This is a genomic window from Vibrio sp. PNB23_22_6, assembly GCF_052877535.1.
In genome coordinates, this window is the sequence record NZ_JBNFXP010000013.1 from 45,140 (window position 1) to 67,373 (window position 22,234).

Genomic DNA, 22,234 nt, shown 5'->3' on the forward strand with positions numbered 1-22,234 from the left:
ACTTCCTGTAGGCTCTCATCGTCAATACGGACTAACTCCCTATTCGACACCAGGATTCATGACGGTAAAGCGATAAAACGACACGACTTGTGACAAGCGCACATGAGGAATCGCGGGAAGAGAGTAGAAATAGAGGATGAGAGCGGACAAACAGAGAGAAGGCTACAACGCGGTTACTAAAAAACAATCGTCAAAGTAATCGCGTCGCAAGCCGAATTTACGTAAAAAGTTTAGATGGTGCTCGGCATACGATCATGCCAAGACAGTGCGGTTTCGAGCTCCGCGGCTAAAGAGAGCAGTAACGCCTCTTGACCGAATCCAGCCGCGAAGTGCATACCAATCGGTAGATTATCCGCATTCCAGTGTAGTGGAACCGACATGGCCGGTAAGCCCGTCATGTTAAACAGCGCAGTAATTGGGGATGCTTTGATCACCTCACGGACAAATGCGTCATAAGGCTGATAGAGACTTAACTCACCAATTTTAGGTGGAGGCCCTGCGGTGACCGGCGATAAGATCACATCATATTGATTGAAAAACTGATCAAATGCCTTACCGCCTTGGTCAAAGGCGCTGCGTGCGTCATACACTTGTTGAGCTGTGAACGTTTTTGCACGTTGAATATGCTGCCAGACAATAGGAGAAAACTCTTCCTTAGTCGCCGCGCGGCCTAGAGAAGCTTCTCTGTCTCGAACAGCGTGTAAAACACCACTCGATGTTGCCACACCCATCCCACTGAACATCGATTCGATTGGCAGTATAGGCGCCGCTCTCTCGACATGGTGACCCAAAGAGGCCAATAAGGCAGCGGTTTTATTCACGCCATCCAAGCAATCTTGACTGATGGGCAATCCGAATGGATGTGAATCCATAATGGCGATATTCAAACGCTTAGGCGGACGTTTTACGGCTTCAAGGTAATCGTGTTGCTGATGAGGTATGCGTGACCCGGCTTCTCGACCACTGGTCAAAGCCAGCAATTTCGCGGTATCTCTCACCGTGCGGGTGATCACGTTGTGCACCGATAATCCCATCCAGCCTTCCATATGTTTCGGGCCCATCGGCACCAAACCACGACTTGGCTTTAAGCCGAACACACCACAATGGGAAGCGGGAATACGAATGGAACCACCACCGTCACTGGCGTGCGCCGCAGGCAAAATGCGCGCAGCCACAGCAACCGCGGAGCCACCGCTCGAACCACCGGAGGAGTAGCGAGTATCCCAAGGGTTTAACGTATCGCCATGCAGCTGGGATTCCGTCGTCGCGGTTTGACCAAATTCAGGGCTGGTCAGCTTAGCCAATATGTTGAGCCCGGCCGCTTGATAACGCTCGGTCAACGTCGAGTTTTGAGTCGCACGTGCGTTTTTATAAAACACGCTGCCATTCGTAGTTACTGTATCTTTCAGCTGAATATGCAGATCTTTAAGCGCGAAAGGCACACCAAGTAATGGTGATTGCTGATAAAGAGCGTCACGCTCTTTGCTCGATTTAGCACTCAGTTCACTGGCACTCTCACGTGCCCGTTCGAAGTGGTTCACCGATAACAAATTGAACTGTTTGCGTTTTTCAAACCTTGCCGTTGCCGCATCAAATAGCTCTAAAGGGGTCACTTCACCTTTTCTGAGCAGCGAGGCCATGTCTGTTACATCCCACCCTTCATACTCAGGAAGAGGTAGCGTTGATCCAGAGATCGACGAGGCGTTTGCAGTAAAGCTAAGGCCAGATGCGACTAGTGCCCCTGTCCCCAAACCACCTTTCAGTAACTGTCGACGACGGCGGTCTATATTTTCCATATTAACTCCCCCACACCTTTTGTGCAGGCTTGGCATCATTAAGTAATGAAGTGATGGCTGGGCCAACTTGGTCCATTTCCCACTTCGCGCCTTTATCTGCTGTTACGCCAGTGCGCCAACCGTCACCTAGCGAGATACGGCCACCCTGACTCTCGAAGATTTGACCAGTGACATGCGATGACTCCGTACTACCAAGCCATACCACAAGTGGTGCAACGTTTTCTGGTGCCCATAGATCAAAGCTGTCGTCTTCTGGCTTTTTCACCACGTCAGGCATCGCGCTTTCCGTCATATGAGTACGTGCTGCAGGCGCTAGTGCATTACTTGTAATACCGTAACGTCGTAATTCAGCGGCTTGAACAAGGGTTAAGCTCGCAACGCCACCCTTAGCTGTCGAGTAATTTGATTGACCGATCGAACCCTGTAAGCCCGCGCCTGAGGTCGTATTGATAATACGAGCGTCAACTGGTGTGCCTGCCTTGGCGAGATCACGCCAGCGACGTGCCAAGATATTCGCAAGACAGAAGTGACCTTTAAGGTGAACCTGCATCACTTTATCCCAGTCGGCTTCCGTCAGACTCACAAACATTCTATCGGCCAGAATACCCGCATTATTGACCAACACGTGTACTTCACCGAATGCCTCAAGTGCCGCATCTACAATGAGCTGTGCGCTTTCAAGCGAAGTAATGTCATTACTGTTTGCAATCGCTTTACCGCCCGCAGTGACAATCTCATCCGCAACCGCTGCTGCCGCTTCATGGCGGATATCATTGACCACCACATTGGCACCTTCTTTTGCAAATGCCAACGCGTACGCTTTACCAAGACCACCGCCTGCGCCTGTGATGATTACCGTGCGTCCATTACACCATTCCATTGTCTCTCCTTAACTGGGTATCCCGTCTGTATTCTGTTTAAAGTCGTTCGATGATGGTGACATTGGCGACGCCGCCACCTTCACACATCGCTTGCAGACCATAGCGTCCACCACGACGCTCAAGCTCATGCAACATTCCTGTCATTAGCCTAGCGCCAGTTGCGCCAAGAGGGTGTCCCAGTGCAATCGCGCCGCCATTAACATTCATTCGATCGTAGTCACAGCCCGTTTCTTTCATCCAAGCCATCGCGACCGATGCAAACGCTTCATTCACTTCGGCGATGTCGATGTCACTCATTTCCAAACCGGCTTTTTCTAACGCCACTTTGGTGGCAGGGATGGGTGCCGTTAAGTGCCAAATTGGGTCATCACCCAACACACTTAAATGATGAATTCGAGCACGTGGCGTCAGGTTGTAGCGATTCAACGCTGCTTCTGAAACGATCAACAGAGCAGCTGATGCGTCACAGGTTTGGCTTGATACAGCGGCGGTGATCGAGGGGTAATCTTCACCAACAGGCTCCAACTCAGCCATTTTCTCAATCGATGTTTCTCTTGGCGTTTCATCGCGACTTAGCCCAGCGAATGGTACGATTTCTCGATCGAAGTAGCCCTCTTCTCGAGCGACTATCGCACGGCGGTGACTTTCCAGAGCAAACGCTTCCATCTCTGCGCGAGTAATTCCCCAATGGTCAGCGATGCGCTGAGCGGCATAGAATTGATCCACGGGGGCATCGCCAAAGCGGGCTTTCCATCCCTCACTCTCAGCAAATGGCGTGGTAAAACCAAGCGGTTGCCCGGCCAGCATGGCAGAAGAGATAGGTATTTGGGTCATGGTTTGTACGCCACCCACGGCGATCACATCTTGTGTGCCACTCATCACCGCTTGCGCGGCAAAATGGATAGCCTGCTGAGAAGAGCCACATTGGCGATCCACCGTGGTACCCGGTACATTCAGTGGTAAGCCCGCCGCCAACCAACTAGTTCGAGCAATATTGCCCGCTTGCGAACCAATGGTGTCCACACAACCAAAAATCACATCATCGTATTCTTGGGCAGGAATGTTGTTGCGTTCGACCAGTGCTTTTAGCACATGAGCGCCTAGGTCCATCGCGTGTACGTGAGCTAAGCTCCCTTTGCGTCGTCCCGTTGGCGTTCTTATTGCGTCTACTATGTATGCTTGTGCCATTAGTCTCTCCCGAATGTAGATGCAGGGCCTGCAGTCTCTAATGCGTTGGCCAGAGAAGTATGTACGAAGTCGGTAACTCGCTGCTGATGGAACGCTTTTGAACCCCAGTAAGATTCCAGCGCCCATGTACGCTTCATGAACATCTGTAAATCCACTTCCCAGGTGTAACCCATCGCACCGTGAACCTGAATGCCGTGCTTTGCCGCTAAATGCGCCGCTTTGGAAGCAAACAGTTTTGCTTGAGAAACGTGGAACTCAACATCAGAGTGACCAGATTCCAACGAGTATGCTGCGCGGTACAAGACCGGACGTGCAAATTCAATCTCTTTCGCCACATCCGCCAAGTGGTGCTTCAGCGCTTGGAAACTGCCAATCGCACGACCAAACTGTTTTCGTTGCGCTACATAATCAACCGAAAGATCGAGCATACGTTGCGCAAGTCCCAGCAGTTGCCCAGCGGTCGCTAATGTACCACGGTTAAATAGCTGGTTTTTTATCGCCTTACCTTGCTCACCGCCAACCAATTTGGTTTCAGCACTTGGGTGCCATGCCACTTTGGCTAAACGTCGAGAGGAGTCGATACTGTTGCAGGCTTCGATATCGACCTGATCACGCTTAACGGCATGAAGATCATCACCATCAAACATCAGTAACAAATCAGCCAGGTGCGCGTCAGCAACTAATGCGTTAACCGGATGCGAAACCGCAACGCGTAACGCTCCAGATGCAATCTGCTCAAGCCACTCATCACGTTGGCCTGAGGTCGGTAACGCACTCAGTAAACCAACTGCGGTATAGCCGGTGTCAGCAATCACATCCGGAATGCAGTAATAGCCGAGCTCTTGAGTCAATAAAGACCAAGCAACATCGCCCATACCAATGCCTCCGGCCTCTTCAGGAACCGAGACCGCAAGTACCCCTTGCTCGGCAATGTTGGTCATCAATATCGGTGAGCGGCCTGAATCGGTCTCCCAAATCTCTCTTAACACTTCAGGGGCGGTTTCCGTCATCAGAAAACGGCTTATCGCTTCCTGGAAGGCCAACTGATCATCTGTGAATGTAAAGTCCATTTCTCACCTCAACTTTTTGGTAGCGCAAGCATACGCTCGGCAATGATGTTGCGTTGAATTTCGTTCGTTCCTGCGTAGATAGGACCCGCATGAGAAAAGAGGAAGCCTTCTAGCCATTTCGAACTTTGTTCTCCTATCAGTTCGCCTCTCGCACCGAGAATTTCCATCGCCAGCTCATGCATTTTTAAATCCAACTCTGACCAAAAGATTTTGTTTACGCTGGATTCGGCGCCGATTTTTTCGCCTTTACTGAGTCGCCCCACTGTGTAGTACGCCGATAAAGCGTAAGCTTGTGCATCCGACCACGCGTTGGCGACTTCCACGGCAAGTTGTGGATTTTGCTCAGCATGCTGCTTGTTTTCGTGAAACAATTTGATCAGCTCGCGAGCCGTCTGCTGGAATCGAGCGGGTGAACGCAGCAACAATCCACGTTCAAAGCCCGCGGTCGCCATCGCTACCTTCCAGCCTTGACCTTCGTCACCGATGCGGTTTTCAACCGGTACACGTACGTTGTCAAAAAAGATTTCCGCAAACGCCTCTTTGCCGTTCAGCGCCTTGATTGGACGGATAGTCACACCCGGCGTGTCCAATTTCACCATGATATAAGACAGGCCATGGTGGCGTGTCGAGTCTGGTTCACTGCGAAACAGGCCAAAACACCAGTCGGCAAAAATGGCTCGAGTTGACCAGGTCTTCTGGCCATTAATAACGTATTCGTCACCGTCACGAACTGCTTTGCTGGTGATGGCCGCCATATCAGAGCCTGCATTAGGCTCAGACCACGCTTGAGCCCACATGTCTTCGCTCGATGCCATGCGAGGCAGAAATTGCTGCTTTTGCGCTTCGGTGCCAAAATCAATCAACGTTGAGCCAAGCAGTAACTGGCCATTTTGGTTAACACGCATTGGCGCGCCTGCACCGTAATACTCCTCTTCGAATATCAGCCAATCAATCAGGTCACAACCGCGACCACCGAGCTCTTCAGGCCACATCACCATAGAAAGGCGCGCGTCAGACAGTTTTTTCTCCCACGCACGATGCTGTTCAAAGCCTTCTTTGGTGTCGTAGCTGGCTAATGGCTCACGAGGTACATTTTCAGCGAGCCACTGGCGTACTTCGTCGCGAAAAGCTCGTTGTTTATCATTAAAAATTAGTTCCATGGTGGTTTATGTCCTCCATTACACATCGAAACGCGCTTCACGTTTTTCAACAAACGCGCGTCGTGTTTCTGCTGAATCTGGACGAGTGTAAGCTTCCAGTGTAAATCCTTGTTCCCAACGGTATTTAGCTTCTAAATCACCATCTTCGATACCGTTCAGTGCCTCTTTTGCGATGCGTATCATCGCCGGGCTTTTCGCTGCGATCTTGCTTGCGATCTCTAACGCGGTTTCTCTTAACTGAGAATGAGGAACGATACGCTCAATAAAGCCATAACGATCCGCCTCTTGTGCGGTCACCGTTTCGCCAGTAAAAAACATGTAACGCACTTTTTGTACTGGGAATAGGCGTTGTAGATGCGCGCCACCGCCCATCGCACCGCGATCAACTTCAGGCAGGGCAAAAGTGGCACATTCCGAAGCGACGACAATATCAGCCGCACCAGTAATACCAATGCCACCGCCAAGCACATAACCGTGCACCGCGACGATCACCGGAACCGGGCTACGATGCACCGCTTTAAACGTGGCGTAGTTACCCGCATTCACTTGAACAATACGCTCTGGGTACTGATCCAGCTCCTTAATATCAACACCGGCACAAAAACCACGTCCTTGTGATCGAATCACAATCACTTTAACCTGCTCCTCATTGCCAAGCTGGTCAATCGCTTGAGCTAACGCAAGCCATTCATGGCTGTCCAGGGCATTCACTGGCGGCTTTTCAATAACAAGCTCTGCGATACCATTGTCGATAACGATGCTAAACGCATCGATTTGATTATTTCGTTGTGTCATCTAACTCACTTCCTTGTGCATATAGATAAAATGGTTGGCATTCTCCTGATACAAGCGGTTTAAACACTGCTCCGCTTCTTCAGCAATGCCGTGAATAAGCTGCTCAGCAGAAACCAGTTCATCAATCGCCGCGGCAACCTGCCCACTTGGTAAAATACCTTGATCAGGGTGACCATCAACCATCGAGTGTTGTAACAACACTGGCTGATTCGCCGCCATAACGGTTTGTGACAGCTCTGCTGGATCTTCTTTTAACGCTTTAAAAAATACACTCAGCATATGCAGGAATGTCATGTTGGTTTGCTTCTTCCATTCCCATGCACTTTTAAGGGCAATCAGAAGACGTCCCATTGCACTCGATTTTTCAAGCTTTCTAATCAGGGAAGTGGCAATCATTCGGTGTCTAAGTCCGTCCACCGCAGTGGTGACTTGAATTTGTTGCGGGTCTCTGACGTTGAGATAACGCTCCAGCGTCGCACTCGGTGTTGGCGAGTCCGTGGTCATCAAAAAGCGGGTGCCCATCGCGATACCACAGGCGCCAGCACCCAGCGCCGATGCCAAACCACGCCCCGTAGAAAAACCGCCAGCAGCAATCACTGGCACATCAACCGCATCCAACACTTGAGGAAGCAAAATAGAAGATGGAACACCACCAGTATGACCGCCCCCTTCTGCGCCTTGAATGGTGATCATATCGGCACCGAGTTTCACCGCACTCACCGCATGTTTTACTGCACCGACGGTTGGGATACATAGCACCCCGGCAGCTTTCAAACGCGCAATGGTTTCTTTATCAGGACCACGACCGTAACTGATCGCTTTCAGTTGGTATTCAATGGCCAAGTCGACACATTGCGCAGCATTTTCCTGAAACATATGGAAATTGAGACCAAAGTTTCGGCTGCCGGTGTGAGAGATGACACGCTTAATCTCATCTTCCAAGTCATCTGGGTTAATGGTTGCACCAGCCAGAAAGCCAAAGCCGCCTGCATTTGTGGTGGCAATCACTAGGTTTGAATCCGACACCCATCCCATTGCCGTCTGCACAATTGGGTATCGACAACCGAGTTTTTGGGTGAGCTCTGTCTGTAACATGCGCCTACCTCACTTTCTCAGATTCAGCGTGTTGCTGCTTGTTGGCTTTTGCCATCGCTTTTGCATCAAATCCCGACAGCTTGTCACCAGAAATCAACTGGTTGTGAGCATGAGCAAAGTGGTGAAAACCAAACGCCATGTCCATCGAGGTGCGTTTGCCCATGATATCTTCAATGGTATTGACGACTTGCTTGGTCAGTTGCAGGCCAAGTCTTGGCATCTCGGCGATTTTTTCCGCCATTTTGAACGTTTCTGCTTCAAGGTCTTCTCTTGCAACAACGCGATTCACCATGCCAAGCTCATAAGCGCGCTGGGCGCTCATTCGCTCACCCAAGAACAGAAACTCTTTCGCGACACGTGGGTTCATCTCAAACACGTGAGCAAAATATTCCACGCCAGGAATCCCCATTCGTACCACAGGATCTTGAAAGAAACTGTCTTCCGAACAAACGATAAGGTCGCACACCCAGGCCAGCATCAAGCCGCCTGCAATACAGGCACCATTCACCATTGCAATGGTTGGCTTCGGCATTTCTCTCCAACGGCGGCACATGCCTAAATACGCTTCCTGCTCACGGGCGTATTGGAACTCGCCCCCAGGCTTATTGGTATGGTCATACCAAAGGCTTGTACGATCAAAGCTCTGATCCACATCGCGGCCCGGAGAGCCTATATCGTGACCGGCGGAAAAGTGCTTACCCGCGCCACACAGAACAATGGCTTTAACATCGTCGTCATCACAAGCACGCTTAAAAGCATTATCCAAGGCATAAGTCATTTGACCATTCTGCGCGTTGTTGTATTGCGGTCTTGCCATCGTGACGACCGCGATACCACTACGAACTTGGTATTCAACCACGTCGTCAATCAAAATTGTTTCTTCGCTCATACCACGCTCTCCTTTTCAGCAGCCTCAGATACACGAACGCCAGGAGGATTGTCTTTTAATTGTCGAGCACGAATATTATGCGGATCTAACTGACGAATGATCTCCAGTTGCTCAATCGTTGGCGCAGGAGTCACACTGACAACATCCGGCACAAAGATCTCAAAGCCCGTGTTGGCAACCACGTCATCCACCGATACACCTGGGTGCACACTGAGCACACGCAGCTGGTTGTTAGGTCCTTGCCAGTCCATTACGGCAAGGTTGGTGATAACCAAGCGCAGGTCGATATCATCCAGCGAGTAACCTTTAGGTAGTCGCGCTGGGTTTTTACCAATTGACGCCACCATGTCGCATTCACCGCTGACGAACACACGGCTATTGTGATCAGGAACGAAAAATGAGTTCGCATGACAAATCGAGTTTCCTGGAAAGCCACGCACACCCAACATTTGCACTTTTGGACGCTGGTAATCGCTGCCCAATGCAGAAATATTCGCCTGACCAAACTGGTCAATTTGGGTTGGCCCGACCATGGCGTGTCGCTTTTTGCTCCACACGTTGTCAAAAATGCGCGAAAATCCCATCCAAGTTTCATTTTTCTGGATAAACTGCTCGCTGCGTTGACCAATTGGATTCGGCTCAGATAGCAGGAATGCCTCTGAGTCTGTCATCATCAAATCAGGGTTGCTTGTCTTCATTGCCAGGCTGGCAGCAAGACGCGGGATCACACCGATCCCGGTTGCGAGCACTTCTCCATCATGGCGAAAGGCTTCTGCACCGGCACAGATCATTAACTCGGCAAGGCTGTAGTCTTTTGCAACTGTCATCGTATCATCCTCTAGTAAACAGGTAGTGCTAACTGTCGAATGGCATCCAAACCACCCACTTTTTCCTGATAGCCTTGCTCATTTTGATGCTCAATAAACTTGGCGTAGTAGCCTTCGAATCCACCTTCACGGGCGAATCCGGCATACTCTTTAAAGTGCGCGGTATCAAAGCCGTACAATGGCGCGCAAGACGTTGGATGAGCCCCTCCAGCCACCTCAACAACACCCGTGGTATGACAGCGCTCCCAAAGCACATAACGTGATTCTTCTGCGCTGTAGAACGCGTCCGATTCAACGAGCGCTTCACAGCTGACAAATGTCTTATCTGCCGCACGAGCAAACCAATCATCCATGTAATGATCTGGTCCCTTGATTTGGCAAACACCTCGTCGATCGGCTTTGTCGACGTGCACGAGCGCAACATCCAGTTTCAGAGCCGGCATTGCCACCCACTCTTTGCCATCATAAGGGCTGTCAACGCGCTTCAAATCAGGGTTCACCGAAACCACATCGGTGCCTAAACCCAAGGCTGTTGGGATATAAGGGCACCCCCAAGCAGCAGCTCGTAACCCGAGCAACATCATCCCTTCATCAATTTCCATCACTTCTAATTCACCTTTTTGGCGCGCTTGGCGGAAGAAAGGCTCAAGTGGGATGAAATCAAGAGAAACGAAGGCAAAAATGAGTTTTTTCACTTTCCCTGCAGCACACAACATGCCGACGTCCGCACCGCCATAAGCGACAACGGTAAGGTCTTTCACGTTTGAGTTTAAAATGGCGCGAATCAACGCCATTGGTTTACGGCGAGGCCCCCACCCCCCGATTCCGATCGTCATCCCATCTTCGAGGGAGTTCACCATCTGCTCAATGGTCATTTCCTTATTCATCTTATTTCTCCTGTCCGACCGAAAAATCGTGTCCCCATAGGCTGACACGAGTAAATTCAAAGGCACTGTGGTTATCCCAATCGACCTGTAGGCCGCCGTAGCCAAATTCCATATCGAAACCTGAAGGCGTCTGCATGTAAAAAGAGGTCATTTTGTCATTCAGATGCTGACCCAGCGTCGCTGATAGCTGGACACCATGTTCAATACGGCGGTCATTCGCTCGCCCCACTTCCGACATGGAATCCACTTCAACCATGGTGTGTACACAGCCCGATGGCACAGGAAACTCGCAGATTGCAAGGCTGTGGTGACGAGGATTATTACAGTGCATAAAGTAAATACGAGCACTTGGCGCGTCTTCTGTTGGACGGAAATTGAAAATATCGGAAAGTTGGAAACCCATCACTTCGGTTAAGAACTGGTGCGTTTCGTCAAAATTAGGAGCAGGAAGAACGGTATGGCCAAGCCCCATTTCATCGGTAAGAAAACGAGGGACGCCCTGAGGAGAAACAAGCGGTTCGCAACCTGATAGGAATCCCCAGTACACTTCATGAGTGTTGCCAGCAGGGTCGTTAAATGTCACTAGCTGTTGCACACCACGTTGCGTACATTGCTCGTTGTCGGCTAGCTCCCATGGCACCTGATGCTCGGTGAGCTTTTCAAGGGCGGCATCGAATGCGCCTTTAGAAGCCAGCTCCCAACCTGAAGCGATATAACGATTCTCGCTTCCTTCAATAATGAGCATACGAAATGGACGCTCATCCATTTTTACGTATAGGCCGCCACTTGGGGCTGGGTGGGTAGACATGCCCAATACTTGCTCTGCATAGTGTTGCCACTTATTCAAGTCATCGGTCTGGGCTACAAAATACCCGAGCGCCTTGATATCCATATTCTCGTCCTCTGATTATTACACACTGGCAATTATCGAAAGGTTATGGAAATCTCTCATCGTCCATTAAGACTAAAGGTTGAATTGTTGTTTTGACTTGAGTTTTCGGGAAAAAATGCAATAAGTAGACTACAATCACTCTGTTGTAGCTAAAAAACAAAGACTTCTGAGATTTCAAATCGGTGAAAGTTATGGATAACAAAGAGAAACCAAAAACAATGTCAGATGGTGACAACATTACTAACATTCAACGGAGCGACGATCAAAATGCAGCTGCAACGTCGCGCTTTTCACGAAGACGATTCATTCGTTCAGCTGCGGTTACTTCACCGATTTTATTATCCGTAAAAAGCCCTGTTGCTTGGGGAGGAGGCCTCTATAGCGATCAATGTAGTATCGTTTCGCAATTGTCCGGTAATGCTTCCCACCCCCATAACTGTCAGACTCAGGCCAAAAGCCCGTTATACTGGATTAACACCTTCATCGGTGACAATGAGATAGTAAATCAAGAACTGGAGAAGCAAGGATATTACGCCACTACTCCGTTTCATGAATTGTTCCCCCACAATCTCAGCTCCTATAAGATACAACCTCGGATGAGCAAAACCTGGCGCTACCGAGTGAATCCTGACACAGAAAACCCCGCATTATTGCAATGCCTAATGAGATCTGACACAAGCTTCTGGTTAGAGTTCGAGAATATTGAAAGTAAGCAGAAAGTAAATATTGATGTGCTCAATGGCGTTCCAAACTTCCATTGCTGCGTCACAGCTGGTTTTCTCAACGGTTTATTTCACCCTTCTCCGATAAACTACGTTGGCGATGAGACCTACGTTCAAAAAGTATTCAAAGAAGCGCTGTTTCGTTCCGTTAACACCATCCTTTGGGATATTGAAACAAAACAATTACAGGAAACAAGTGGGACAAAATATTCGCAAGCGATGCTTGACGTAACGACTCGTCTTAATAGGTGGGATAATGTTTGATAATAAATCATTTACTTAAAAATTTACATCAAGCAGACAATATCGAAATAAATCCAGCGTTTTGCTTGAAAGATAGCGTGTTTATTAGCGAACATAACGTGGTGATTTTTAGTCCATTCACATGTGAAACCTTATTATGTGAAAGAAAAGCACTCCGTTTGCTAGTAGATTTAGTACAGAAACAAAATAATCCATCTAAAGTTAAAATTAGCCAACACGAAACTCAATGGATTAATGATATCATCGTAAAACTGATATCAATGAGGATAATTTTGCTCAAGGAGTGAGTCCATTAATGTTCCTTAAGAATCGATTATACCTACTTCAAGTGGGGGAGTTTACTTTTCAGATTGAATCTAACGTTTCTACCATCCATGACTACCTTTGCACGCACTATCGCTCCAACTTAAAAGAGCCTTCTTCACAAACATATGTTGATTACTATATCGCAATCAAACATGGTTGTTGGTATCGTCGTTTTTTTAAACCACAAGTTGCGTTTTATTTTAATCATCTGGCTCCCTTTAAACCACTCCCCCTTTCTCAAGCCCACGCACTGCTTGAATGGGGAATGAACTGGGTTATTTCGACCCAAGCTCATCAACACTTGATCATCCATGCAGCTTCATTAGAAAAGAACGGTAAAGGCATTATTATTTCAGCACCTTCTGGATCAGGGAAAAGTACCCTCTGTGCCTATTTAGCTTCCCAAGGTTGGCGTTTACTCTCGGATGAATTAGCATTAGTGCATACCGAAAGCTTGGCTATACACGCCCTTGCCAGACCCATCAGCCTAAAGAACCAATCCATTGACGTCATCAAACCCTATTTTAGTGATGACCATTTTAGTGACATTGCTGTTGATACACATAAAGGTTCCATTTGCTTAGTGAAGCCTCCTCTTTCAAGCTCAATACGGGCGCAAGAGACCGCGAAGCCAAGCTTAATTGTCATGGTGAATTTTAACCCAGATGAACCTTTATATATAGAACGTATGGACTCGGCAGTTGCATTAACTGAACTAATCCAAAACTGTTTTAACTTCGGATTGTTGAATAACAATGGGTTTCAATGTGCAAAAAAACTTATCAACACCTGTGAAAATCTCTATGTAGAGTACAGTAATTTTCAAGATTGTGAGCAAGCACTAAGCCATTACTTGGAGGCAGAAAACCGTTGTGATAAAGCTAGTTGATGTATTAGTTCAGCCTGAACAGTTAATCGAAGTCTCGCCGGCAACATTATCGAATATCGTAGCTGAAGCTCGATATTTTAATATGTTGGGACAGCTTAAGTATCATTGTAATACACGTGGAGTATGGTCTCGTCTACCTAAAAAATTTCGCCAACAGCTCGATACTGCCACACTATTTTACGACAACCAGCGCAGAAAATTGGCGGTTGAAACTGACGAAATTGCTCATGCGCTCTCTCCACTCAACATCAATTGGATCTATTTGAAAGGCAGCGCCTACCACTTAAATAACATGAGTAACTTCTCAGGAAGAATGATGAGCGATATTGATGTTCTTGTGCAGGAGGAAGACTTACCACAGGTCGAAGCCGCACTAAGATCTCATGGCTGGATGCCTGCTCCGGTGAATAGTTACGATGAAAAATTCTACCGCAATTGGTCGCAAGAGATCCCGCCATTACGACATATTTATCGCCAAGTAGAACTGGATGTACATTTCAATATCCTGCCGAAGACATTAAAAGAGTCCATTAATAATAAACATTTATTCGAACAATCACTTCCGTTTAGCGATGACCCCAATCAAAAAGTACTCACCCCACATGCAATGCTCGCCCATAGTGCCATTCATCTGTTCTACGAAAGTGAATATGCCAAAGGGCTAAGAGATCTTTACGACATTGCTCTGTTGATCAATCATTATTCTGTAGAAGCGTCATTTTGGGATGATCTCATCGAACTTGGTCGTACGATTGGTAACGAATCATCGATCTACTTAGCGTTACGTTACAGTCAGCAAATTTATTGCTCTCAAATTCCTACCACGGTGATTGATCACTATGCTCAGTTCAGACCCAATTGGTTGTATCTCACTGTATTGGATTTCTGTTTCTTTGCCATTTTTACCCGCTCATTTCCACCTCACAGAAAGTCAGGACATGGGTTGGCAGAAACATTCCTCTACCTAAGAGGGCATTTGAAAAGAATGCCACTGCGCTTACTCGTCCCGCATCTAACCAAAAAGTACTTCGACAAATTTAAAGTCAAACAACAAGCAGACGAACTGATTTAATACTAACAACTATCTTCTTTTGCTAGCAACAGACAGCAAGCAAAGCTAAATACACTCTGCCTACTGTCTGTTGACAATTCGAGTTGAAACGCTGACTACTTAACGGCGATATCGTCAATCAACAACACGGAATCGTACAGATCATCTTCACTGTCTGAAATATTGATTCGGTACTCACCTTGCCCTTGTGTCACCGGTATGGTTAAGCTGACGTTCTTAAACCCTATGTGCCCCACAGTGTCATCCCCTCCTGGAAAATCAATGCCGTCAATGAGCGTAAACTCAGAGTCATTCACACTATCACGGGCTAACTCTTGTTGTGTGCCATCGGGCAATGTCAATGTGATAAGCAATATGTCATCAAATGGAGAGCCTAAAAATTCCGGATACTCTTCGGTAAGGAAATTGTAAGTCAACTCAAGCGTTAACTCTGTAACGCCCGGCTGAATAACAAATGACTTGAGCAAGGTTGTTTCCGCTTGATCTTCTTCTGGACCAGTACTCAACAACGCCATTCGATTCCCTGAAGGTGGACGTAGACTACCCAGTTCAGTAATGCTACTCGCGGTACCACTAGTTTCCCATTCAGCCAAGTCCCCAATCTCAAAACCACCATTAAACACCGCCTCAAAAAGGTCAACGCGACTTGTACCAATCAACAGTGCTGCGTCAACCGATTTACCAGACCTGAGCAAGCGCTCCCTAATTTGCTTTGGTTCCCATTCAGGGTGTTGAGTCCATATCACCGCGGCAGAACCCGACACCAAAGGCGCAGCCATACTAGTGCCCGATTTTATCGACGTACCACCGCCAAGCTGAGTAGAACGCGCATTTTCGCCCGGTGCCGCAATATCAACCCATGTCCCAAAGTTACTTAAAGGTGCTCTCTCATCAAGATCTGTTGCGTTTCCTACGCACAGTGTTTGTTCATAATAACAAGGGTACTTTCTCTTATTCGACGCATCATTACCGGCTGTGGATACGATTAAGGCCCCTTTATTCGACGCATAGTCAATCACGCGATTTAGCGAGACCGAATCGACATAACCACCGCCACTAATATTTACTACTTTAGTGCCCCTGTCCGCAGAATAGCGAATCGCAGAGACCAGTGCCGCGTAACTTCCGCCTAGACCTCGAACTGCCAAAATTTTACTGTTCCAAGCAACACTAGCGATACCATCACTATTGTTTGATTCCGCCCCGATCAGTCCCGCAACGTGGGTGCCATGGCCATTTTCATCCATAGGATCATCATCACCGGAGACAGAATCGATTCCTTTAATAATTTTGCTGTCTAAATCGGCGTGTGTATAGTCAATGCCAGTATCCACCACACCAACAAGGGTGTCGCCAGAAGAGATATACCACGCCTTATCGGCACGTATTGTGGTCATATTGGATTGATTCAAAAACTCACTGTCATTCGGATAAGCATCAATGCTCGCAAGCACTGAGTATTCGACATAGTCCACTTCAGTGTATGTTTGAAGAGATTCAATCACTTGCTCTAAACGAGATAACGAATTATTGGTTTCAACTTGGAGTTGGTAAATCCCTAGACTCAATACCGTACCAACAATTGTACCGTTCTCTGACGCGACGATTTCCTGTATACGATCTTCGCTAGTTACATCTACAAACTTGACCAACAATTCGTTACTAAAGATTTGGTTGCCACTCTCATCGGTAATAAGAGCACTGAAATCTGACGGAGCAACTGAAGTGGGTAATTGAGTAACACTAAGCGTATGAACTCCTGATTTGATCTCGCCATTGGTAACGCGGTAATAAAGTTCACCGATACTGTTTTTAGAAACGGTGTGCAAACCGGTGTAAACCAAATCCCTAGCCACAATGTCTGGTGCGATACCGTCATCACGCAGTGAGCCGAGCGTCGCAATAACGCCAGTCCCAGCCTCATCGACTTGTTCAAGTGTTAGCGTCTCTGGAGCAGTGGTGGTACGTGTTACTTTGGCACTGACAATCAGCTCTTCAGTTTGCCCGAGCGTAATGGCGTCTTTATCAGTTCCAGGGGTACTTAACTTCATTGAGCTTCGAGACGCGGTATCAGTAACCGTAATTGGCAACGACAATGTCATTGTTTGTCCTGTTTCTACCAAATTCACCACACTGGTGAACGTATACTCACCTGCGGTTACGGCATTCAATGTCACGTTGACGACCCATGAGTTATCTTCTGCGGCAAGCCATCCCCCATTAGGGTAGTTACTGGTATAGGAGACACCGCTTGCCGGCGTGACCGATTGTTCCAGCTGCACGCCATACTCTGCGGCATTGCCATCAATAAACTTAACGACAAACGCGATGATTTTTTCATCACCTTCTAGCATCGAAATGCTCGAAAGCCCCTGTTCGATAGATACAAATGGGCCTTGCGACTGAACAACCGTTACTGTTCGTGTCGCGGTAGCTTGGTTACCTGATGAGTCCGTCGCTTCGTAAGTCATGGTGTAATCGCCCGTGACATTGGTATCGACACTCCCTGTTGTCACAACGTCAACAGATCCATCAACATCATCATCTGCTGTAGCGCCGGCGTCTTTGTACGTTTGACCTTGGCTTATCTGCGTTGGGTTATCCCCCAATACGGTGATCACCGGAGGTGTTGTATCTGACTTAGTGACTGCCGCTTGTACTTTTACCGTTCTGCTCGCAGAAGCTTCGTTTCCAGCCGCATCCGTTGCCACATAAGTAATGGTATAAGTGCCTACTTTACTCGTATCAACATCATCCCCTGTTGTTGTTACCGTAACTGAACCGTCAACGGCATCGTCAGCCGTAGCTCCTGCATCACTATAGGTTTCCCCTTGCTCTACCGTCGCCGGATTATCACCCATAACAGAGATCACTGGCGGCGTGGTATCCGAGCTCGACTGTACCTCCCCATCACCACCTCCCCCGCAACCAAAGAGAGAAAAGAATAACGCCGCCAGCGCCACTTTTTTTAGTGGTTCAAATACTTTGGTGTTTCCCATCTGATTTCCCCTTCATGATCCCATCATGAATCGTGAGCCATGACTCGAATCTCGTCCACCGTCGCTCACTCATAAATATCAATATGGCATTTTATTCCTTGCCTCGAAAAATGCTTGATTAAGCACCTAGATTAACCATAGCAAAAAAAATCAATCTCATATCAATAAGGCTGCATAAATAATATGTAACCACATCACTTAGCGGGACTTCTCTGTTCATGAACGGTGTCCATCATCAAAAAGCAAAAGGGCCTGAATTTACATTCAGGCCCTTTTCTATACCTTAAAGTAGTCGCTGCCCTCTAGCGATAAATAATAACCAACTCGTTAATCACTGATGGGCGTTCATTACCCACTACATGAGTCATCACTTCCAGCGTCAGCTGAGTGCCTTTTGGACTTTGAGTCGCAGACTTCACTCGCGCACGCGCATGCAACACGGAATCAACGGGCACCGGGGCAGGAAAACGTAAGCGATCAGAGCCGTAATTCATCATGGTTCTAAAACCGGTAATTTCATACGGAAGTGCTAAATCAAATCTTGACTGAAGTACTTGAACAAGTGCACCGTGAGCAATCGTAGAGCCAAATGGACTCTCTTTCTCCGCTCGCTCTGGATCGGTATGCAACCAATAATCATCACCCGATAGCTTAGCAAAATCATCAATAAGTGCTTGATCGACGGTAATCTGGTTACTCCAAGGCGTAAAGCCTAACGACGGTAATGCGCTGATCGCGACGGTATTCTCGACACCAATTTTCACCTGGCCACGATCGTTTTTACTTAAGCACTCAAGCGGGCTCTGGTAAGTGATCTTATCAAAGTCAACCTCCTTCGCCGTGAATTGCAGCAGCGTTGTGCCTTCTGCATCCACCTCTTCAAAAACGGGCTTTAACGGCATGCCAACGGCTAGATCCGCTTCTTCAACACCCACTATCGTTGTGTTGATCTGTACACCTTCTTTGAGTTGAGCGACCGCCAGCACTTGCGGCTTATCGCTAGCAAACTCAGCCATGGTTGGCACTCGAGCGATGGTAAAGCTATACAACGTCGCTTCTCCCGATACCTCTTTCCACTCCAACTGGTCACTAAGGCAGTGTGAACAATGGTGGCGTGGATAAAAGACCCAGCCTTGACAGTCTTGGCATTGTTGAATACGAACAACACCATCTTTTAGCGATTGCCAAAAAGGCGTTGAAATCGCCGTTGCTAACGGCATTGGTTTAGTATGATTCATCGATTTATGCTCCTTGCAAGATCAGGGCGCCCTGCTCACTCATCACGCCACCGGTGCCACTAACAAAAATTTGGTCACATTTCGCCAACTGCCTTTGATCTGCACGGCCAGCGATTTGGTGAAAGGCTTCTATCACTTGCGACATGCCACCGGCCGCCCCCGATTGACCGAAGCTTAACTGACCACCATGGGTGTTCAGCGGAAAATCACCTTTAAACGTCAAGTTATGTTCTTTAACAAACGACATCCCCTCCCCTTTGCCGCAGAACCCCGCGTCTTCTAGTGAGAGCAACGTGGTAATGGTGTAGCAGTCATAAAGCTGCGCCGCATTCATATCTTCTGGCTTCACGCCAGCCATGGTAAAGGCTTGTTTCGCGGCTCGCTCTAGCGGTGTCACTGTCATCTCTTCACTGTAAGAGGGGGATTTATAGGACAAGCGTTCACCAAAACCTTTCACAAACGCAGGGCGGTGTCGCGCACGTGTGGCCAACTCTTTCGATGTCACCAATACCGCAGCACCACCGGCAACTGGCATCACAATTTCAAGCACATGAAGCGGATCGGCGACCACTTTACTCGCTAGTACGTCTTCAGCAGTAAGCGTTTGTCCGTTGAAGATGGCATCTGGATGATACTGCGCGTTAAATCGTTGATCGACCGCGATTTTAGCCATCGCTTGCTTATCATAACCATATTTCGCGGCGTAACGTTGGGCGATCATTGCATAGCCGGTATTCTGGCCAACGTGGCCATAAGGCAGATCAAATTCCGCTTCAGGGGCACCAAACGCCGTCGAATGACCACCGTAGCGCATCGCCTCGGCCATCCAGCTTAAATCTTCACCCGGAGCAAATGGTGCCATGCGAGCAGGAATAACACACAAAACCGCTTGGCATAGGCCCATTTCAATGGCCGCAGCGGCGCGCCAGATCATCCCAACCGAAGAACAGCCACCAAGATCCACCACTTCAGCAAAGTTAACTTCTACCCCGAGGTATTCTGCCGCCATCGCTGGTACAAAAATGGACGCTTCATGAAATTGCGGGCCATGTAGCACAAGGCCATCGACATCTTTCATACTCAGCCCAGCATCAAGCACCGCTCGACGGCTAAGATCAGCCACCTGCTCCAAGTGAAACATTTGCGGAGCAGTTTGATATTTCTCAGGCTTATACTGCGCCGCGCCAACGATTGCTGCGGTTCCTTTTAATCCCATTGTTATACTTCCTTATCCCTGTTCAATTTGGTGAAATGGTGGATACCCCACTGCTTTAAGTACGTCGAGTGAGTACGGTTCATAAGTCGCCGTTTTCTCATTGCGCACATACAACGGGTCTTGACACTCCTCTGGGTCATAACCTTGTCGTTGCAGATCCACTTTACGCAGCTTAAATGTGGTGGTGATGTCTGCTGCCCCACAGACACGAACAAATTGTGGTGCCGCATAACGCGGTAATCGTTCCTCAGTGAGCTGATAAAATGCCGCTGGGTCAAAAATCGCCCCCTCTTGCATTACTACCGCGGCCATACCTGCACGACCTTCATGATTTGGCACTTGTACACCATAGATATTGATCGTTTCAGCACCTTTAAAATCCGCCAGTTCAGTGGCAACTTCTTGGGTCGACACATTTTCACTTTTCCAGCGGAACGTATCGCCAATTCGGTCGACAAAATAGTAGTAGCCATCGTCATCATAACGAAGTAAGTCACCCGAGCGCCAATAAGCATCATTATCTGCAAGCACATTTCGGACAATTTTTTGCTCCGTAGCCTCTGCAGACACATAACCTTCAAATCGCCCCGCACCAATCTCTGGATGATTAATGATCATGCCGAGCGCTTCACCAACTTCTCCCGGCTCACATGGGATGCAAAATCCGTTGCTATCTTTAACGTATTGATCCGCTTCAACATCGTATTTCACCAACAAAAAGTTGGTTTTGGTCTTATCCGGAACCCGACCACACGAGCCAATATAATTATCTAAGTTGATCAAGTTTGTGTTGGCTTCGGTTGAACCCCAACCTTCATAAATGTCCATTGCACCAAATTTATCCAACCAACGTTGCCATGATTCAGCCGTCAATCCAGCCCCTAACATCGCGCGCACTTTATGGTCACGATTGCCCAAAGCCTGATTGCTATTGTCATCGTAATTCAACAAATAACGACAGATTTCGCCAATATATTGAACAACGGTAACCTGATGTTGTTTTATGTCACACCAGAACGAGCTCGAACTGAATTTACGTCGTAATACAATCGCCGACCCAGCAGCTAGTGCGGTAGAAGTGACTGATGTAGCGGCAGCGCCGTGATAAAGAGGAAGAAAACAATAAAAAGTGTCATCTTCTTTGGCATCTAACGTCACTTGCATCACATCACCAGAGGTCATCCAACGCATGTGGCTGTAGATCGCCGCTTTAGGTAATCCCGTCGTTCCTGAGGTAAAAATCAGTAGTGATGGCGTTTCCGCCGTTACCGATGAACGAACTGCCTTATCAAACGGTTCTGCGCTAGCGGCCTGCAACGCATGGACAAAACCTAAATCAAATCGAGCATGAATGCGCTCATCAGCGGGTTTTTCTTGGTCCGGTAATAAATAAAGCGGTAGCTGGGCAAAATCAGCAAATTCATCCATGGTTTGGGCAAACAGTGGCGCGCACTCTTCACCAACAATCACCATACTTGGTTGACACGCATCAATGGCATGCACCAATGGCATGCCATGAATTTGGGTATTAATGAAAGCAACGGTCACACCGATTTTGGCGAGACCAAGCCAAACAAAAAAGAATTCGGGACGGTTCTCAATGGCCATGGCACATACATCGCCAGCTTTTAACCCTTTTTCATGTGCAACATGTGCGATTTTGTTTGCCTGACGATCAACCTCGCGGTAGCTCCATGAGTGATGGTCATAAATCAAGAATGGACGCTCAGCGATTTGGCTTACTTGTTGTTCAAACCGATCGGCCAACGTGTAATGATCAGACGGTTTTATTAACATCGCCGCTTTCGCTCGACGATCCATTTTTGCCTGTGTCTCACTGCGAGGAACAGGTAAAATGACGTCTGCTACTTGGTCATAGGTGCCACTCACCTTCGGACTCATTGTGTCTGTCATATTACTTCCTGTTGTATTCAAAGGATTCATTCCATGAAATTGAGTGACGAGTCGGAGCAGTTGAATCATCAACCCTAGCAAAAACTGACGGTGTTTATTCTTATTAATTAATAGCGCCGACCTGCCATTCAATA

At 48.0% G+C, this 22,234-nt stretch carries 18 protein-coding genes; 3 read left to right on the forward strand and 15 right to left on the reverse strand.

From position 1 onward, the window contains the following. Window positions 1-230 precede the first annotated feature (230 nt). From ACVA54_RS11835 to ACVA54_RS11885, 11 genes are read right to left on the reverse strand one after another with little or no spacing between them, the layout of a single operon-like run. The gene (locus ACVA54_RS11835; RefSeq protein WP_446649635.1) at window positions 231-1,796 is read right to left on the reverse strand and encodes an amidase; all 1,566 of its coding nucleotides are present in this window, start codon (window positions 1,794-1,796) and stop codon (window positions 231-233) included. A gap of 1 nt (window position 1,797) precedes the next feature. Further along, window positions 1,798-2,676: an SDR family oxidoreductase gene (locus ACVA54_RS11840; protein ID WP_446649636.1), complete on the reverse strand. Its 879-nt coding sequence runs from the start codon at window positions 2,674-2,676 to the stop codon at window positions 1,798-1,800. Window positions 2,677-2,713: 37 nt separating this feature from the next. Next, on the reverse strand, window positions 2,714-3,865 hold the full coding sequence (locus ACVA54_RS11845) for an acetyl-CoA C-acetyltransferase (protein ID WP_099079413.1): 1,152 nt from the start codon (window positions 3,863-3,865) through the stop codon (window positions 2,714-2,716). After that, window positions 3,865-4,935 (reverse strand): acyl-CoA dehydrogenase family protein, encoded by a 1,071-nt coding sequence (locus ACVA54_RS11850; protein ID WP_446619376.1) that lies wholly within the window; start codon window positions 4,933-4,935, stop codon window positions 3,865-3,867. Before ACVA54_RS11850 ends, ACVA54_RS11845 begins: the two co-directional genes overlap by 1 nt. An 8-nt stretch (window positions 4,936-4,943) precedes the next feature. Next, window positions 4,944-6,095 (reverse strand): acyl-CoA dehydrogenase family protein, encoded by a 1,152-nt coding sequence (locus ACVA54_RS11855; RefSeq protein ID WP_099079415.1) that lies wholly within the window; start codon window positions 6,093-6,095, stop codon window positions 4,944-4,946. Window positions 6,096-6,113: 18 nt separating this feature from the next. Continuing rightward, window positions 6,114-6,890: an enoyl-CoA hydratase family protein gene (locus tag ACVA54_RS11860; RefSeq protein ID WP_446580762.1), complete on the reverse strand. Its 777-nt coding sequence runs from the start codon at window positions 6,888-6,890 to the stop codon at window positions 6,114-6,116. Further along, window positions 6,891-7,985 carry an NAD(P)H-dependent flavin oxidoreductase gene (locus ACVA54_RS11865; RefSeq protein ID WP_099079417.1) on the reverse strand — a complete coding sequence of 365 codons (1,095 nt, stop codon included), beginning with the start codon at window positions 7,983-7,985 and terminating at the stop codon, window positions 6,891-6,893. 4 nt (window positions 7,986-7,989) lie between these two features. Next, window positions 7,990-8,874: an enoyl-CoA hydratase gene (locus ACVA54_RS11870; RefSeq protein WP_099079418.1), complete on the reverse strand. Its 885-nt coding sequence runs from the start codon at window positions 8,872-8,874 to the stop codon at window positions 7,990-7,992. After that, the gene (locus ACVA54_RS11875; protein ID WP_099079419.1) at window positions 8,871-9,701 is read right to left on the reverse strand and encodes a CoA-transferase subunit beta; all 831 of its coding nucleotides are present in this window, start codon (window positions 9,699-9,701) and stop codon (window positions 8,871-8,873) included. Before ACVA54_RS11875 ends, ACVA54_RS11870 begins: the two co-directional genes overlap by 4 nt. Before the next feature lie 11 nt (window positions 9,702-9,712). Continuing rightward, on the reverse strand, window positions 9,713-10,588 hold the full coding sequence (locus ACVA54_RS11880) for a CoA transferase subunit A (protein ID WP_446649637.1): 876 nt from the start codon (window positions 10,586-10,588) through the stop codon (window positions 9,713-9,715). 1 nt (window position 10,589) lies between these two features. After that, on the reverse strand, window positions 10,590-11,480 hold the full coding sequence (locus ACVA54_RS11885) for a VOC family protein (RefSeq protein ID WP_119464441.1): 891 nt from the start codon (window positions 11,478-11,480) through the stop codon (window positions 10,590-10,592). Window positions 11,481-11,671: 191 nt separating this feature from the next. On the opposite strand from ACVA54_RS11885, the gene ACVA54_RS11890 reads away from it, so the two are divergent. From ACVA54_RS11890 to ACVA54_RS11900, 3 genes are all read left to right on the forward strand, one after another. Then, a complete protein-coding gene (locus ACVA54_RS11890; protein ID WP_446580766.1) occupies window positions 11,672-12,466 on the forward strand; it encodes a hypothetical protein in 795 nt (264 codons plus the stop codon). Between the two features lie 295 nt (window positions 12,467-12,761). Continuing rightward, entirely contained in the window at window positions 12,762-13,661 is a 900-nt protein-coding gene (locus ACVA54_RS11895; protein ID WP_099079424.1) for an HprK-related kinase A, read from the forward strand. Continuing rightward, window positions 13,645-14,733 carry a nucleotidyltransferase domain-containing protein gene (locus ACVA54_RS11900; RefSeq protein WP_099079425.1) on the forward strand — a complete coding sequence of 363 codons (1,089 nt, stop codon included), beginning with the start codon at window positions 13,645-13,647 and terminating at the stop codon, window positions 14,731-14,733. The genes ACVA54_RS11895 and ACVA54_RS11900 overlap by 17 nt, the downstream gene beginning before the upstream one ends. Window positions 14,734-14,828: 95 nt before the next feature. Here the strand turns inward: ACVA54_RS11900 and ACVA54_RS11905 are convergent, their stop codons facing one another. The 4 genes from ACVA54_RS11905 to ACVA54_RS11920 all read right to left on the reverse strand — a co-directional run bounded on the left by ACVA54_RS11905 (window position 14,829) and on the right by ACVA54_RS11920 (window position 22,100). Then, window positions 14,829-17,732, reverse strand: coding sequence for a S8 family serine peptidase (locus ACVA54_RS11905; RefSeq protein WP_446649638.1), 2,904 nt, complete (start codon window positions 17,730-17,732; stop codon window positions 14,829-14,831). Window positions 17,733-18,034: 302 nt separating this feature from the next. Continuing rightward, window positions 18,035-18,970 carry an OB-fold domain-containing protein gene (locus tag ACVA54_RS11910; RefSeq protein WP_446649639.1) on the reverse strand — a complete coding sequence of 312 codons (936 nt, stop codon included), beginning with the start codon at window positions 18,968-18,970 and terminating at the stop codon, window positions 18,035-18,037. A gap of 4 nt (window positions 18,971-18,974) precedes the next feature. Continuing rightward, window positions 18,975-20,186 carry a thiolase family protein gene (locus tag ACVA54_RS11915; RefSeq protein ID WP_099079428.1) on the reverse strand — a complete coding sequence of 404 codons (1,212 nt, stop codon included), beginning with the start codon at window positions 20,184-20,186 and terminating at the stop codon, window positions 18,975-18,977. Between the two features lie 12 nt (window positions 20,187-20,198). Then, window positions 20,199-22,100: a long-chain-acyl-CoA synthetase gene (locus ACVA54_RS11920; RefSeq protein ID WP_446580771.1), complete on the reverse strand. Its 1,902-nt coding sequence runs from the start codon at window positions 22,098-22,100 to the stop codon at window positions 20,199-20,201. Window positions 22,101-22,234: the final 134 nt, after the last annotated feature.